Source organism: Bradyrhizobium genosp. P (assembly GCF_049949265.1).
Lineage (GTDB): Bacteria > Pseudomonadota > Alphaproteobacteria > Rhizobiales > Xanthobacteraceae > Bradyrhizobium.
Genome location: NZ_CP188195.1, coordinates 2,538,220 through 2,553,591, shown reverse-complemented (window position 1 = coordinate 2,553,591; position 15,372 = coordinate 2,538,220). Strand labels below are relative to the sequence as shown.

The window sequence follows — 15,372 nt, the reverse complement described above, 5'->3', positions numbered from 1 at the left end:
CAAAGTTTCCCGGATCACTCGGCGGCCTGGACGCGCACGACCGCGTCGGCTTCCAGTGCACGGACCAGCGGAATGACGCGGCGGCCGAAATACTCGACCTCCTCCTGGAAATGCAGGAAGCCGAGCAGCACGAGGTCGACGCCGACCTCCTTGAGCGCGATGATGCGCTCGGCGATCTGCTCCGGCGTGCCGATCAGATTGGTCTTGAAGCCGTCGTTGTACTGGACGAGATCCTCGAAGCTCGACTGCGCCCAATTGCCTTGGCCCTCCGGCGAGGCCTTGCCGGCGTTCTTGACCTCATGGCCGAAGGCATTGACTGCTTCGGGATCGGCCTTGGCGATGATCTCGTTCAGCACGGTGCGCGCCTCGGCTTCGCTGTCGCGCGCGATCGCGAACGCATTGACGCCGATCCTGACCGAATGATTGTTTGCCTTCGCCTTGGCCCTGATGTCGTCGACCTGCTTCTTGATCTCCTCGACCGAGTTGCCGTTGGTGAAGTACCAGTCCGACACCCGCGCCGCCATGTCGCGCGCCGCGCGCGAGCTGCCGCCCTGGAAGATTTCGGGCAGGGGCTCGGCCGGCTTCGGCTTCAGCGAGTAATCCGTGAAGCGATAGAAATCGCCACGGAACGTGAAGCTGTCCTGCGTCCAGATCCCGCGCAGCGCCCGGATGAACTCTTCCGAGCGGCGGTAGCGCTCGTCGTGTTCGAGCCAGGGCTCGCCGATCGCGGTGAACTCGCCGCGGAACCAGCCGCTGACGATGTTGACGGCGACGCGCCCCTCGGAGAGCTGGCTGATGGTTGCGATCTGCTTGGCCGCCACCACCGGATTCCACGGTCCGGGAAGCAGCGCCGCGATCACCTTCAGCTTCGTCGTCGCCGCGAGCAGCGCGTGGCTGAAGGCGACCGGCTCGTGCTGGAATTCGGCGCCATAGCCGGCCGTGAAGCGGATCTGGCTCAGCGCATAGTCAAACCCGGCCTGTTCCGCGATCTGCGCCAGGCGGCGGTTGTAATCGATGTCCCATCCGGTTCGCTGTTCGATCTTGCTGATGACGAGGCCACCGGAGACGTTCGGTACCCAGTAGGCGAATTTGATCTGATCATAGTTGGCAGTCATTGGAATTTCCCCTGGAGGATTTGGAACTGAGACGGACGTGACGCAGGCAACACGATGCATTCACGCTGCGCCTGGTCAGCGGGTTACTACACGGCTCGTGCGAGCCACCGCCAGTTTTGAACTACGGGAAGGTTGGCGTGATCAGGTTTATTGGGCCGCGCCCGCGCACGATCGGTGCGTCAACACGACGCCGCGCGACAGGAGGTCAGCGGCGCGACGCAGATTCGAGATCGATCTAACAGGCCTGTGCAGGTCATTCGCATTCCCCTCGCGAGCACCATCGGCGAGCAATCAATACTCTCAGAGAAATCGTGGACGAGCGAGTCAAAGCCAAACTCTTTTTCAGCGAATCCGGGAAAGCGGTATTCTTTTGTTGACGCAAAACGCAGGGTTTGTTGCTGCGCGACCGAAATCCCTCTCGTTCAGAGGGTACCCTTTGTGACGAGAGCGCGTGGTTCTAAGCCGTGATCCGGCAACAAGCGATGGAAGAGAGAAAAATTGTTCCGTCCGATACAATTTTTCCCGAGAGAGCGTCAGATGTCTTACTAGGCGGAATGATCGACTTCGCAATCCAGCACGACAAAGCGGCCCAGAAGGACACTTCACGGCAAACCCCCTTTCTATTTCGATGTAAGTTTAGTCCATTCAATCAATCGCTTCGACGAGTGCCGCCGTAACACGGCCGATACCCTTCGAGACTGGTGCGAGGGTGATCAATTTCGCCAAGGGGCTGTCTAACCACTTGCGCTCTCCCTTTGGTTGCAGGATGATCTTGCTTTTTAGGCAGGGGGTTTTCAATGCAAGTCGATTTCAGCGGAGTGATTACAAACTTTGACGGCATCCCGCCCGGAGGATTTCTCAAGTTCGATCTCAGTTTGACCCTCCACCTCTTTCGTGGGCGTGCCAAACCCGGATTATTCGTTCCGAACGAGGCAGTAGCAACATTGCTGTTGCCTCGAGGAAGCCTTGCTTCGCGCGTCGACGAGCGTACGTGATCGTGTCCCCGGACGCGGTGTCGTATGAACACGCGGCGAACTCTGGTTTGACGATGTCGCAACAGAGGCTTGGCGGCTTGCTTTCATTGGGTCGGTGGACGGCTAAGGCGTAAGACGCGATAGCGAGCGGACTCTAAATCTAAGCCGCTGATGATAAGGCCCCCTCTCCAGGTTTGAGTTCTTCGACAGGCTCATAGTCCGGAAGTGGATCATACCCGATGTTTTCGAACCGGCGACATAGGCTGGCAAGGAAGCGGATTTGACGCCGCTTGAGATGCGTCGCCGCCCAGCGATAAACTTTTTCAACGAATTCCTGTTCGTGCTCTTGGAAATCGAATCGACTAACATAAGCGATCGCTGTCAATTCCGAGACAGAATGGTCAGCGTATTCCGCGAATGAGCGCGAATAATGTTGAAGCCGCTTCAACACGACCCACTCTTTCTCGCTGTAGATATAGTCGGGTGGCCGCCGCAATTCGTCGGTCAGCCAATCAAATTCCCAGTCATTCCAGTCGTTGTATCGGTCATGCAAAAGAGCTCTCGCGCTCGTGCGAAATTCGAGCGCTTCCGCCAGTTGGCGTTGAGCCTTGGTAACCCTCGCCATTGCCTGCTCCAGGTTCGGAAGCAAACGCAACGCCAGTGCACAAGTACTGTATGAATGGTGCAAAATTAGCCGATTCGAGGATTCATCGCCAAGTGCGATCGGCGCAATTCCATGGATTTGAGGAGACTTCTCACAGTCAATGCGTCGCGGGCGCCTGCGAAGGCTGACGCCGCCCTTTGCTGTGTCTAACAGCCAGTAGGTAGCCGGCGGGCGTGATCAAGTCTCGACGGCATCCTCAAAGTCGAAGGAATCGTCGCCCGGCCTGCACCCGTCATCGAAGCGCAGCGAGGGCATCTCGACCGGTAACGTCGGAGGCGTTCCGTCTGAATCATCCGGTGCTGACTCCCGCTTGACCGCAAAGATCACGGTTCGCCCGGTTTCGAGAACCGACCGGATAACTTTTTCAAGCTCGGCGGATTGGGGGATGGTCGTGCCAACCCATGAGTTGGTGACCAGTGAGATGAACTCAGTGTTGGAGAGCCGCCTTCCGACGTTGTCGAACCCGATAACATTCCCGCCCTTCGGCCCCTTGAGCCGTCCGCTCGCATGCAAGCTCTTCCAAAGGTCAAGCGGCAGATAGATTCCCCTGAACAAGCCCTCGTCGTTCGGATTGAATACGACGCGGGGGCAGAATTTCAGGAAGAACGGATTGTTGCAAAGACGGTAGCCCTCGGGGGCGCCGTCGGCGCCGCACTTGGCGAGTTCGGCCAGCAGCGCGTCCATGCGCTCGATTTCTTGCGTGAATTGATCGCCGTCCCGCCAGCGGAACTCAGCGCCATCTTTGGCCTGTTCCATCGCCTTGTATTGCACCAGCACGAAGGCGCCATAGGTCTCGTTGTAGTAGATCAGGTCGGCGCCGGTCTGTTCTTCCAGGGGCGTCCGGTTCGCCATGATCACCGTGAGTGCCTGACGGCGATCGGTCGGATTCTGAAAGATCATGGCCGCGACGTTGGAAGCATCGCGGATGGCGTTGAACCCGGGCAAGGATGTGAAATCTTTGATGATCATCACATCTTCGCGGACGCGTGCACCCGGCAAGCCTTCGAGGAACGAAGCCGGTCTTCCAGACGTCGGCGACCAGGAGAGCATTTCAGCCCGCGGCACCCCTGCGATCGCAAGCGCAAGTCCCAGGGATTCCTTTTGCACGGCAAGATTCTCTCTTTCTTTCGATGTGAGACCCCGGATGGCCCGGGCGCGGTTCTCCGAAAACCGCGCCAGCCTCGCCGCCAAGCTGGGATCGCGCGCCGTCAATGCGTCCACCACGGCCGCGAACGTCTTCGGCGGCAGCAATCCGCCGTTGCCGAGGATGCGACTAAGGGGTGCTCTGAATTTTGCGGGAACGAGGCCGACAAGTTCTTCAAATAGAAGGGGCCGTTCGAATCTCTGCAACTCGGTCATGTTGAGCCGGGTCAATCCGGTCCCCGCCGACATACCCTTTCTGCCGTCTGCGATGTGCGTGATCGCGCCGTCGCGAAAGCACGCCATCACGACCAACGCGTTGCTACCGTAGGAAAAGCTCGGTACGGGTTCGGCGACGTACCGCGTGGGGTCGTGCCGGTTTTCCTCGGCGTAAGTCAGAATAATGTCACGCCGGCCCTCCGGAACGTGGAGGACGTAAGCGGTTGCGGCAGGCATGAGAGAGGTCCTTCAGCCGGAAATTCGACGGGTGGCGCAATCCGCAAAGGTAAGTTCCATAGGACACGGTTGTAAGGGGAGCCCGCCACAATTTGGTAGGCTGCAGCCCGAGAACCGCATTAGCTCTCCGTTTAATGAGGAAAAATAAGAGCACTTGCCGCCCAAAGGTCTGACTATCCGACGAGGCAGCGTTTCAAGTGCGTTTCGCAAGGCCAGAAAGGCGAAAGCCGTCGAATTTCCTTGCAATCAGAGCTGAATCCCGGCTCTTTATTGAAGTTTTTAGGAATAACCTTGAATATGGATATATCTAGAGCCTCCGTACCCAAGGTTTTCCGTGAACCGCGACCATCTCAGCCATGCCATCCGGGAGCGACTGAAAAGGCTCCCGCCGCCGTTCGACTCCCATTACGCGGTCGTTCCACTGCCACCGCCCGAGGAAGGGATTGCGGTGGTGCCGGTCCTCGCACGGCTAAAGGCGGCGGACGCGGCCCTTGTCAGGATTGAGACACTCGCGGCGGAACTCAAGGACCCCTACCTTATCAGCCGTATATTGCCTCGGCGCGAGGCCGTGAGCAGTTCATCGATCGAAGGAACGAACAGCACACTCGACGAACTACTTTCAGTTGAGGAAGGAGAAGATTTCCCGCAAAGAGAAGCCGCTGCGCAAGTGCGCGACTACGCGCTCGCGCTCGATGATTTTCTACCCCGCGCGCGCAAAGAAAAGCTGAAACTGCTCACGACGGCTCTAGTTCAGGATTTGCACCGTGCCGTTATGCGTGGCGATGCTGATTATAAGGACAAGCCCGGTGATTTCCGAGAGCGGGTGGTGTGGATTGGCGGCAGAGGCGACATCGCGTATTCGACCTATAATCCAACGCCTCCCGCCGATATCGCGGTCTGCCTCGAACACACCATGAAATACATGCGCTGCGAGGGGATGCAGGCGATGTACCAGAGCTTCATCGTGCGCATGGCAGTGGCGCACGCGCATTTCGAGGCGGTCCATCCATTCCGCGACGGCAACGGCCGCGTTGGACGCCTGTTGCTGCCGCTGATGATGGCGGCGGAGGGAATGATGCCGATTTATCTCTCTCCCTACATTGAGGCCCACAAGACTGCCTATTACGACTCCCTCAGGGCCGCGCAGCAACGCCTGGAATGGCACGAAGCAGTGGGGTTCGTGGCAGATGCAGTGGTCGGCACGACCGACGAGCTGCTCCGGACGCGGGAAGCCTTGGCCACGCTCGGCGCAATGTGGCGCGAGCGTCGGAAATTCCGGCAAGGCTCTGCAAGCCTTCGCGCGCTCGATGTATTACCGCATTATCCAGTTCTAACCGTGAAGCGCCTGGCTAAACTTCTCGACATCACTGTGCAGGCAGCTTCCCAAGCAGTGGAGCAACTTGTCGAGCGCAAGATTCTCGTGGAGCGGACCGGCTATGCCCGCAACCGCGTATTCACTGCGCCTGATGCGCTGTCGATTATCAACCGCCCGTTTGGCGAAGACCCGATTCTTCCCAGCCCACCTTCATGACGATTGTCAGTCCATGATGATTTGATGGTCGTTCATGCCGGACCGTGCAACACACACGTTCGCGTGGTATTGTCCACATAAAGTTCTCGCCCGAGGAGATGGAGCCGAGACTATGAGGCCTAGGTTTCGATATCGCATTTGGAGACCGCGTCCGGAGTTTCGGAAGGTGCCCCCTAACATCGAACGACTGGACTTGACGCATACGGTCGTTGAAGACCTTGACGGCATCCTGGACGGCGTCGAACTCGTGGTCGTGTCGCATCTGCATGCCGATCATTTCGATCCGGTGGTGGTCCAGGCACGCGTGTCAAGGGCGCGCGAGCTTCTGGAGGCGACGCGGATACCGATCGAGCGCGTTGCGACCGAAACGGGCTTCGGTTCCGCTGACGCGATACGGCATCATTTCAGGGCACGCCTCGGCACCAGCCCGGCGCTCTACCGGGCTACTTTTCAAGCCCCTGCCCCTTAGCGAAGGCGCCCTCTCAAACCAGTGGTACTGGTCGAGCCCGTGGTCTTGCGCGCAGCAAGATCAGCGTGAGCCTGGCCGCGTCTTTCAGTGGATAGGTCCGGTTGACCTCGATCTTGACCGCACCCGATCGCGTTGAACTCGAGGATGCGGCTCGCGACCGTGTCGAAGCTTCCGACCAGGCGCGCCGAGGTCCCGCCATTGCTTCCGATCCGCGCCTCCTTGGCCGCCGTCTTGAACATCTGCGCCTCGGGACCTGCATTGGCGACCAGCCGGGCACGCGCCGGCTTGTCCTGCTCGGCGATCGCAAACAACTCGGTCAATTCGGCTTGCGCGTCCGCATCGGTCTCGCGTGCGATTACGAAGGCGGACATTCCAAAGCGGATTGGAACGCCGCGTCGTGGTCTCCGCGCAACGTCCTGGATGAGCGCCCTGATATCCTCAAGCGGCTGCCCGTTCATGAAATAGACGTCGGCTGCGTCGGCGGCGAGTGCGAGCGCCGCAACTGATTCGCCGCCGAGATAGATGGTGGGCCGCGAGCGGAACGGATCGCCGGGGCGTAGCTGATAGGATTCGATGTTGAAATGCCGCCCCCGGAAATCCCCGCGTTGGCCGGATGTCAGCCGCTCGACGATCTCGATCCACTCCCGTCCGTAGGCGTAGCGGTCGTCATGATCCGGAAAGCCGATGCCGAGCGTTCCAGCTCCGGCCGATACCAGGCGTTGACGAGATTGAGGCCGAACCGCCCCTCGCTGATATTCTCGATCTGCAGCGCCATCTTGGCCAGCATCACCGGGTGCACCAGCAAGGGCTTGATCGCAGCGATCAACTCGATCCGGCTGGTCAGCGCGGCAAGCGCCGCCGCGCCGGTCCATGTCTCGAGAAGGTCCTGGTCGTCCCCGCTCGGATGGATGATGTGCTGGGCCAGCAGCGTGGATTCGAAACCCAGCGACTCAGCCAGGAGAATCGGGCGGCGCACCCGTGCCCAGGACGCGTCTGGTGGATCGAGGGGATGATGTCGCGATGCCCAGCTGCCATGCGTGAGCGCCCACACGCCAAGTCGCAGGGGCGACGCCATTGCTCGACCCATCACTCGGCGGCTGCGCTCAACGCGCCGGAACGAAGCGAGAGCTTCACCGGCGTCGGATTGCGAAGAATATCCAGCACGGGACAGTGAGCGTCGACGACCTCCTTCAGGCGGGCCAACTCGGCCTCGGACGCTGGACTATCCAGGATCACCTCTGCCTCGATCCTTTGAAATCCCGGCCGCACGTCCTGCTGCACGTTGAAGAAGCCACGCAGATCGATCGCGGCCGTGAGACGAACCGACACCCCGTTGAGAGGAATGCCGAGTGCATCGGCGTAGAGCCGATAGGTGATCTCCTGGCACGAGCCAAGCGCGGCGAGGATGTATTCGACCGGATTGGGTGCGGTGTCCTGTCCGCCAAGGCCGGGCGGCTCATCAACGCCGACATTGAACTGGCGGATCGCAACGGTGCTGTTGACGCCGTCGCCGAGACGCGACTGCGCGTGAAACGCGGCCTGTGCCTGCGCCGGATCGGCACCCAGCGCAGCCTGAGTTCCGGTAAACACATCCTTGAATTTGAAGCTCATCGCCAGTCCCTCCATGTGGAGCTGATACGTCGCTGCCATGTGAGCACGCGAAGGGCGGTGATCAATCGACCCGCAACAAAAACGATGAACGCAGTCTTCGGCCGAGAGACGGCAGCATGTTCCTTCCACGATACGGGACGGGGACAGCAAAACCGTCGCAGCTACCGGAGCGCCGACGTAACGCTTCGCCGCACGCGGCACCTTGATCCAGTATTGGCCGAGTGGCAGCGTTCCGTTGACGATGAGATCGCCAACGATGGCGGTCGCGATAGACGGTGGGACTATGCGTGGCGCCGCTGGGCGGCTCACGAGCCGGGGGTCCATTTCCAAACAATATCCGAGACATTGACCGGCTTCGGAATCAATCCGATCCGCGCGAAGCGATCGGCGACGGCTTGCTGACCCTTGATGATATCCTGATCGATCGGCACCACCTGATAGTTCGACCGCGCGACGAAGCGCTTGATCGCCTCGATGTCCACGCCGGTAGCCTCAGCCTGAGCACTGGCCACCTCCTCGCGATGAGCGTCGGCCCATCTTCCCTCCGCTGCGAAGATCGTGTTGAGCTTTGCGACCACCGAGGGATATTTCGCGACGAAGTCGGATCCTGCGATATAGAACGCGTTGGGCTTGTGCACGTCCTTGTCGAAGGCGATGACCCGTGCCTTTTCCTTGAGCTCCGCCAAAGCGAGATAGGGATCCCAGATCGACCATGCATCGACCGCGCCCTTGACGAACGCCACGGTCGCATCGGCGGGCGCGAGCGGCGCCGGGGTGATGTCGCTCCAGGAGAGTCCCGCCTTCTCGAGGGCCGCGACCAAGAGGTTATGCGCGCTCGATCCCTTGCCGAAGGCGATCCGCTTGCCCTTGAGGTCGGCCAGGATCTTGATCGGCGAATCCGGCGGCACGATAATCGCCTGGTTGTTGCCTTCCGATTTCACCGCGGCGACGTAACGAATATTGGCCGCCCCCGCCTGTGCGAAGATCGGCGGCGAGTCACCAACGAAGCCGAAGTCGACGCTGCCGACATTGATGGCTTCGAGGAGTGGCGGACCGAACTGGAAGTCGATCCACTTCACCTTGATGCCGAGCGGCTTGAATGCGTCCTCTACGGTGTGACGCTGGCGAACTGCGGGAAACAGGCCGCCCTTCTGCGTCCCGATGCGAATCTCCGCCGGCTTGTCTTCCGCACGCGCCGGATCGACCGCCAACGCGGTGAGCGCGAAGGCACTGGCGATAATAACTCGTCTCGTAATCATGTTTGTCCTTTCAGGTTTGATCAAAGGGTGAATGCGACGGTGCCGCCGGCCTGGCGTCGTCGATCAAGAAGCGCCCTCACCGCGCGCTCGGCAGCCCGGGCGGAGCCGAAATGACCGCCGTCGAGGCTGTCAAAGGCACGTTCGGACGAGAAGAAGCAAAAGCCGCGCTCGTCGGCGACAACGATACCGGCAGTTCGATCTGATACTTCGATGACATAGGCTTGGGACATGTGTGCTCAATCGCCGGGTTTCGGCGCTCCTGTCTGACTGTCGATGGACTTGGATTTGTCGGTACGATCAACAACAGACACCGGTCGCCGCCGAGACGCAGCGATGGGGCATGCGGCGTCGCATGTCACACATCAACTGTCCGTCCTTCGTTCGCATCGCGTGACCCTGAGCAGCACAACCTGCTGGCTCGAATATCCGGCAGAATGGTACCCCCGTCAATGAAATGGGTATCCAAAGTTGGCGCCTCGGCGCGACACCGCGTTTGCGGCAGGCCGGAGAGCAGGAAGGTTATGGCGATGTCGATTCCCGCTGCTTGCGGATCGGAACGAGTCCGCTCCCAGCTCAATATGCCGTTTAGGCTTGAAAACGATCACCGATGTCACATGCGGAACGCCGAACATGACAGCATCTCGCCCGATTCACAGGCGTCTGCATCGGTCTACAGAAAATGAATTTTCATCCGCGTATTCGCCGAGGAAATTATCCTCCTGCAAGGCGACGCGGCGCGCGCTTTTGATTTCAAAGTTGCTGGCACCGCCAACATTCGCGTCCGGCCCGCACCAAGACATGCTATCTTCCAAGACACCTGCAATGCGGAGGAGAGTTTATGCAGCCGGCACCGTCTTGGCTTCAGGTTCTTCGTCGCATGACCCGGCGAGTACAGAGATGGCGCCGAAGACTCGCGCGTTCGGCGGCGGCCGATCGACGGGATAGTCTCCACGACCTCTTTCTGTTCGGGCCGCACGGCTAACCGCGCCTCTCGCATCGACCGGGTTGGGCCGAAAGCACTGCCCAACTCCATGCTGGACACCGACGGTCCAGCACCACGACTAGGTCATGTATCGGCACTTTGAAAAATAATCCCTGGCACCGCACATCGTGTGCGACCGGCTGATCGGTAGAGCGACGGCATGACGGGTTCCGGCGGGCGTCACGTGATCATCATCGGCGGTGGCGCAAGCGGCGTCCTGCTGACTTATCAGCTACTGCACCAGCCGGTGCGTGACCTTCGCGTCACCTTGCTCGAGCAGCGCCCCGAAATCGGCCGCGGCATCGCATACCATACGGGCAACCCCGACCACCTGCTCAATGTGCGCGTCGCCAATATGAGCGCGCTGCCGGACCAGCCGGATCACTTCTGGCGCTGGTTGGTCTCACGCGAGGTGGTTGTGCCGGCGTGTCCAGATCCCTATTGCTTTGTGCCTCGGCGCATCTATGGCGACTACATCGCGAGCCTGCTCGAACAGCAGGCATCGGATCAGGCGGACGCGCCACCTCTCTCGATCGTACATGGCACTTGCGTCGGCGTCAGCGAAAGCGACGCCGACGTCCTGGTCACTCTGGAGGATGGCCGCGCGCTTCTCGGGGACACCCTCGTCCTCGCGACCGGACATGACACAAGAGCCAGCAGTCCGGGTCATGCAGATCCCTGGGCGCCGCCTTCAGCTGCTCCCATCTCCCCCGACGCGACCGTTCTGATCCTCGGCACCGGACTGACGATGGTCGACTACGTCCTGTCGCTGCTCCGCGATGGGCACCGAGGGCCGATCATCGCGATGTCGCGGCGAGGCCTGCTCGCAAAACCTCATCGCCGCGTCGATGCTGTGCGTATCGCGGAGACCGAGGTTCCGTTCGGCGCCGGCATCGGCCGCTTGCTGCGCTGGCTTCGGGACCGCATTGACCGGCATGTCGCTGAGGGAGGTGACTGGCGCGGTGTCATCGACGGCCTCCGTCCCTACACCCAGCGGCTATGGCGCGAGCTCCCGCCGACCTCCAGGCGCCGCTTCCTGGAGCACGCGCGCGCCTGGTGGGATGTGCATCGCCACCGTATGGCACCCGAGGTCGAGGCCCGCATCACCCAGGCGCTCTATACGGGACAACTCACCCTGATGGCCGCCAAAGCGATCCGCGTCGAACCGAACGACGCCGCAGTCCGGATCAGTTATCGCCGACGCGGCGATGCCGATATCCGCGACATGCAGGTCGGCGCGGTCGTGGATTGCACCGGCATCGTCAAGGATCCGCGCGCTACTCCCAATCCGGCGGTACGCAGCCTGTTCGACCAGGGACTCGCTCGCGTCGATCCGCTCTGTATCGGCATCGACACAGATGCCGATTGCGCGATCATCAATCGCGACGGTGTCCGATCGCACCGGCTATTCGCAATAGGCCCGCTGACCCGCGCCGCCTTCTGGGAGATCATTGCGATCCCCGATATCCGCAACCAATGTGCCGCCCTCGCGGCGCGGCTAGCCAGCAGCGAAAGCGAGCCATCGCCCGAGCCTCATCGAGAGCTTACCAGCGTCTAACTGCTGAATCCGGCCGGAATGAACGCCGGCAGCTTCTGTTCGATGAACTGTTTCACTTCCGGCGAGTTGAAGACCTGGATGAAGGCCTCCAGGCGCGGATCGTCCTTTTTGTCCGGTCGCGCCGTGAAGCGCAACACCAGGCCGTCGTCCACAGTGCGGTCGATGACCAGTGCCGATTTTGGATCGCCGCCGGCGGGTATCAGATAAGTAATATTAACAAGCGCGAGCGTGACGTCGTCGAGCGAGCGATAGGTCTGCGCCGGGTCGAGCTCGACGATCTTCAGGTTCTTCGGGTTCTCGACGATATCGAACCGGCTCACCGCAAAGCCCTTGCCCGGCGCCAGCTTGATCAACCCGGCGCGCTCGAGCAGGATCAATCCGCGGGCGCCGTTCAGCGGCTCGTTCGGGATCGCGACACTGTCGCCGGACTTGATCTCGTCGAGAGACTTGATCTTCTTCGAGAATGGCCCGACCGGCGCGATCACGCCGACCTTGTCCACCTGAACCAGATTGAAGCCACGTTGCTTGTTCTGAATCGCCAGATAGGTGCCGTGCTGGAATAAATTGGCGTCGACGTCGCCGCTGTTGACCACCTCGTTCAGTGCAACCCAATCGGACAGTTCGACGATCTTGACGTCCTGGCCCTTGTCCTTGGCGAGCTTGGCGGCAAACTGAGCCAGTTGCCCGACCGGTCCGGCACTGGCCGCGATCTTGAGGAACTCATCCGCGACGGCGCTGGCCGTCAATGCAATGCAAGCAGCACACCTGCTGCCTGCGCCAGGCGAAACAAAGTCTTCATGGTCTCAATTCCACTCCGTGTTCATCACAGGGCAAGTCGGCTACCTGTCGAAGATAGCGACTGTGAATTCGGCGCGAAAGCATCCCGCACAACGGACAATTGGCCGCCGCCATGTCCGAACGCAATGTCAAAATTATCGAGTCCGTTGAATCACTTACGCTGTCAAACGCCAGCCCACGAGGCACACGTGACGTATTCGAAAGCCGGTTCGCATGGCGTTGATTCCCTATTGGAGAACCCGAGGTCGCCAGCGAAAATCATCGGAAGTGAGTCAGACCCAACCTTCGGCGCCTATTTACAGCCACCGAATTGGCCGCTGCTTAGGAAGCCGCAATACGCCGCTCCACTCGCTGAAGAACAAGAGATCGATTGCAGAATAGCTCTGGATATCGGCCCAAGATTTCCCGCGGGTCTGTTGACCGCGGACGCCCAAGGGCTCTCATCATCGCGCCGGTTCTCGTCTGCAACTACTCAGGAAAGGAATTCCCGTAGCTCGCCTCGATCTTGGCGACCTCATCGTCCATCAGTTTGGCAAATTCGTTTTCACGGGCGCGTTTCGACAGAACACCCTTGTTCTGGCGCAGGAAGCGAAACAACAAGTCGACCGTGCCGTCCGGCATGTCGACGATCTCTGTCACGCTACGCCTGAACGTGTCGTAAACTTCCAGATATCTGGCTTCCGCCGGCAGATCGGTATCGATCGTCCTTGCCACGCATTCATAGAGGAATTCGGCGTGAGGCGTGGCATCGAAGAAGCGATAGAAATCGGCCGTATCGTTGAGGACGCGAACATTCCCCTTGTCCGTCGGCTCCCATTTGATGAAGGGCAACAGGCGGGCCGAATAGCTTTCAAGAGTGCGCCGGTAATCGTTAATGCGATCCAGGATCGCGGCGGAGACTGGAAACACCATGCCGGGCGGATTGAAGCCGCGTTCCGCCAGAACGTGATGGATCAGATAGCGATGCAGGCGGCCGTTGCCGTCCGCGAACGGGTGAACATAGACGAACCCGAACGCGAGGATGGCGGCGGCAAGGACCGGGTCCAGATCCGGCGCTGCTTTGCGGTCGAACGCGACCAGACCCTCAATCAGGGACGGCAGGTCCTCATGCCTTGCGCTGATATGGTCCGGCAAGGGCGTGCCCGTGTCGCGGTCCCGGTCGCCCACAAAGTCCCCCTCGTTGCGCAGCCCCAGCAGCACAAAGCGGTCGTCGCCGATGACGATGCGTTGCAGGCGCAGCAGTTCGTCGAGGTCGATCGGCTTGCCCCCGGCTTCGCCAATGGCTCTGCCCCAGCGTTGAATGCGCTCCTGCGGCGGATGCTCGCCTTCGATCTCAAAGCTTGAGCGCGAGTCCTTCAGCAGCAGGAAGGCGGCCGTGCGGGCCAGTACGTCCGCAGGCACGTCGGCGATAACCTCGCGCGCGCGCTCTGGCAGGTTGCGTTTCGTGAATTCGCGCAAGGCGTCTGTCCGAAAGATCATCGGGCAGAAGGACGGCGTCCCGGGCAGATTGTTTTTGACGCGGTGACGCGTGGAGGTGATCCCGGCCGCCGCCCATTGCAGATCGGGATCGACGATCTCCGCATATACGCCTTTCTCCGCCGCCGGCAGATCGAGCGTCTTGCCGAGCAGCCACTCGTACAAGAACCAGCTGCGTCGAGCATAGGTGCCGGTCGGCGTTTCCCTGACCATGGCCTCGATCGGTTCTGGTCCCGTCGCCTGAAACAGGGCTTTCAGGACCAGCAGGTCAAGTCCTTCGTATTTGAGGGCGAACGTCAGATGTCCTTCGAGGCTGGCCGGCGGCGCGTGGCGCGGCGTGTAAATGTGCCAGCCGTCTTGTTGATATTCCTTATGGCGCGGCCCGATGGCGGACAGCGTGCGAGGCATCGGGACTTTCAAGCCATGGGCATCGATCAGCGCGGCGTATCCGACAGGCGTGGCGCGTTCGGGCAGCCTGGAGCCATGAAAAATCGTTACAGGCTCCGAAAAATGGTACTCAGGGGCACTTCCCATGAAAATTCGATCCCAAGCATGAATCTATATTCTAGAAACCGACTTAGCATGAAAAAACGTAACGTTCTGTGAAAATTCGTAACTACCCAACTTTCTTATGAAATTTCGCGCTCGACCACCTGCGGCATTGGAATAGCTTTCTCCCCACTCCGCTCCGCATTGGAACTTGGCACGAGCCGGAATGGACTTCTCGGACTGGGGCTGCGGACCGACGCGGGCTCTGCGGGCGCCTCGACGCCTGGAACTCGCGAGAGCTTAACCATCGATATGTCGGGTAGCGGGCACGCTCGGGGGCGGCTCATCCAAACCGGGATGTCGCGCGGTCAATATCGCTGCTCTACCGAGTCCTTGCTGTGATTCGGCGCCATCCAAATGCCCCCCCCGCACACCAATGATGTCAGTGCCTTAACGTGCCGATCGGCGTCCGGACCCCACGCCGATTCACAGTAACGGCGATCTCCACAGGAACAAGCGCCGGCACGGCATCCCCGCTCAGCCAGTCCTGGCGCGCCAACCGGCGCCACGTGAACAATTGGCTCGCAGACAACCCGTTGCGCCGAGCTGTCACTGACACCAATCGTGGCCCGCCATAGCTCTCGGCAACGATCCGCTGCTTTTCTTCTAATGTCCAACGGCGTCGAGCGCCCGTCGAGACAATTTCCAGCCGGGAGATCTTCGAATTAGGCGTATGGTCAGTCATACGCCTATGTCTTCACCCTCCATCGCACCGCGCAAGGCGGCCCTCGCCGGAGCGATACCCTGCAAGTAACCATGGATCGCTACGGGCATCTCTTCAAGTCCGACG

At 60.4% G+C, this 15,372-nt stretch carries 14 protein-coding genes; 4 read left to right on the top strand and 10 right to left on the bottom strand.

Annotated elements, in window-relative coordinates:
• Positions 1-14: 14 nt before the first annotated feature.
• Positions 15-1,115, bottom strand: coding sequence for a dimethylsulfone monooxygenase SfnG (sfnG, locus tag ACP2YO_RS12370; RefSeq protein ID WP_426441119.1), 1,101 nt, complete (start codon positions 1,113-1,115; stop codon positions 15-17).
• A gap of 797 nt (positions 1,116-1,912) precedes the next feature.
• Between sfnG and ACP2YO_RS12365 the strand changes: the two genes are divergently transcribed.
• On the top strand, positions 1,913-2,110 hold the full coding sequence (locus ACP2YO_RS12365) for a hypothetical protein (protein ID WP_426441118.1): 198 nt from the start codon (positions 1,913-1,915) through the stop codon (positions 2,108-2,110).
• A gap of 139 nt (positions 2,111-2,249) precedes the next feature.
• Here the strand turns inward: ACP2YO_RS12365 and ACP2YO_RS12360 are convergent, their stop codons facing one another.
• Both ACP2YO_RS12360 and ACP2YO_RS12355 read right to left on the bottom strand, forming a co-directional pair.
• On the bottom strand, positions 2,250-2,714 hold the full coding sequence (locus ACP2YO_RS12360) for a hypothetical protein (RefSeq protein ID WP_426441117.1): 465 nt from the start codon (positions 2,712-2,714) through the stop codon (positions 2,250-2,252).
• A gap of 216 nt (positions 2,715-2,930) precedes the next feature.
• Positions 2,931-4,349, bottom strand: a complete 1,419-nt coding sequence (locus tag ACP2YO_RS12355) for a hypothetical protein (protein WP_426441116.1) — start codon at positions 4,347-4,349, stop codon at positions 2,931-2,933.
• Between the two features lie 334 nt (positions 4,350-4,683).
• Here ACP2YO_RS12355 and ACP2YO_RS12350 point away from each other — a divergent pair, with 334 nt between their 5' ends.
• The gene (locus ACP2YO_RS12350; RefSeq protein WP_426441115.1) at positions 4,684-5,880 is read left to right on the top strand and encodes a Fic family protein; all 1,197 of its coding nucleotides are present in this window, start codon (positions 4,684-4,686) and stop codon (positions 5,878-5,880) included.
• Positions 5,881-6,073: 193 nt separating this feature from the next.
• The gene (locus tag ACP2YO_RS12345; protein ID WP_426441114.1) at positions 6,074-6,349 is read left to right on the top strand and encodes a helix-turn-helix domain-containing protein; all 276 of its coding nucleotides are present in this window, start codon (positions 6,074-6,076) and stop codon (positions 6,347-6,349) included.
• On the opposite strand, the gene ACP2YO_RS12340 is transcribed toward ACP2YO_RS12345, so the two are convergent.
• The 4 genes from ACP2YO_RS12340 to ACP2YO_RS12325 form a co-directional block, all read right to left on the bottom strand.
• Positions 6,346-6,981, bottom strand: coding sequence for an LLM class flavin-dependent oxidoreductase (locus tag ACP2YO_RS12340; RefSeq protein WP_426443152.1), 636 nt, complete (start codon positions 6,979-6,981; stop codon positions 6,346-6,348). The genes ACP2YO_RS12345 and ACP2YO_RS12340 overlap by 4 nt on opposite strands.
• Positions 6,966-7,424, bottom strand: coding sequence for an LLM class flavin-dependent oxidoreductase (locus ACP2YO_RS12335; RefSeq protein ID WP_426441113.1), 459 nt, complete (start codon positions 7,422-7,424; stop codon positions 6,966-6,968). Before ACP2YO_RS12335 ends, ACP2YO_RS12340 begins: the two co-directional genes overlap by 16 nt.
• 11 nt (positions 7,425-7,435) lie before the next feature.
• Positions 7,436-7,960 carry an OsmC family protein gene (locus ACP2YO_RS12330; RefSeq protein ID WP_426441112.1) on the bottom strand — a complete coding sequence of 175 codons (525 nt, stop codon included), beginning with the start codon at positions 7,958-7,960 and terminating at the stop codon, positions 7,436-7,438.
• Positions 7,961-8,265: 305 nt separating this feature from the next.
• Positions 8,266-9,219 (bottom strand): aliphatic sulfonate ABC transporter substrate-binding protein, encoded by a 954-nt coding sequence (locus ACP2YO_RS12325; protein WP_426441111.1) that lies wholly within the window; start codon positions 9,217-9,219, stop codon positions 8,266-8,268.
• Positions 9,220-10,361: 1,142 nt separating this feature from the next.
• On the opposite strand from ACP2YO_RS12325, the gene ACP2YO_RS12320 reads away from it, so the two are divergent.
• Complete coding sequence (locus ACP2YO_RS12320) at positions 10,362-11,759, top strand: FAD/NAD(P)-binding protein (RefSeq protein ID WP_426441110.1); 1,398 nt, start codon at positions 10,362-10,364, stop codon at positions 11,757-11,759.
• Here ACP2YO_RS12320 and ACP2YO_RS12315 read toward each other — a convergent pair.
• The 3 genes from ACP2YO_RS12315 to ACP2YO_RS12305 all read right to left on the bottom strand — a co-directional run bounded on the left by ACP2YO_RS12315 (position 11,756) and on the right by ACP2YO_RS12305 (position 15,267).
• Positions 11,756-12,505, bottom strand: coding sequence for a MetQ/NlpA family ABC transporter substrate-binding protein (locus ACP2YO_RS12315; protein WP_426441109.1), 750 nt, complete (start codon positions 12,503-12,505; stop codon positions 11,756-11,758). The two genes, ACP2YO_RS12320 and ACP2YO_RS12315, sit on opposite strands and share 4 nt — an antisense overlap.
• Positions 12,506-13,025: 520 nt before the next feature.
• Positions 13,026-14,567, bottom strand: coding sequence for a Fic family protein (locus tag ACP2YO_RS12310; protein ID WP_426441108.1), 1,542 nt, complete (start codon positions 14,565-14,567; stop codon positions 13,026-13,028).
• Positions 14,568-14,964: 397 nt separating this feature from the next.
• Positions 14,965-15,267: a transposase gene (locus ACP2YO_RS12305; protein WP_426441107.1), complete on the bottom strand. Its 303-nt coding sequence runs from the start codon at positions 15,265-15,267 to the stop codon at positions 14,965-14,967.
• Between the last annotated feature and the right edge of the window lie 105 nt (positions 15,268-15,372).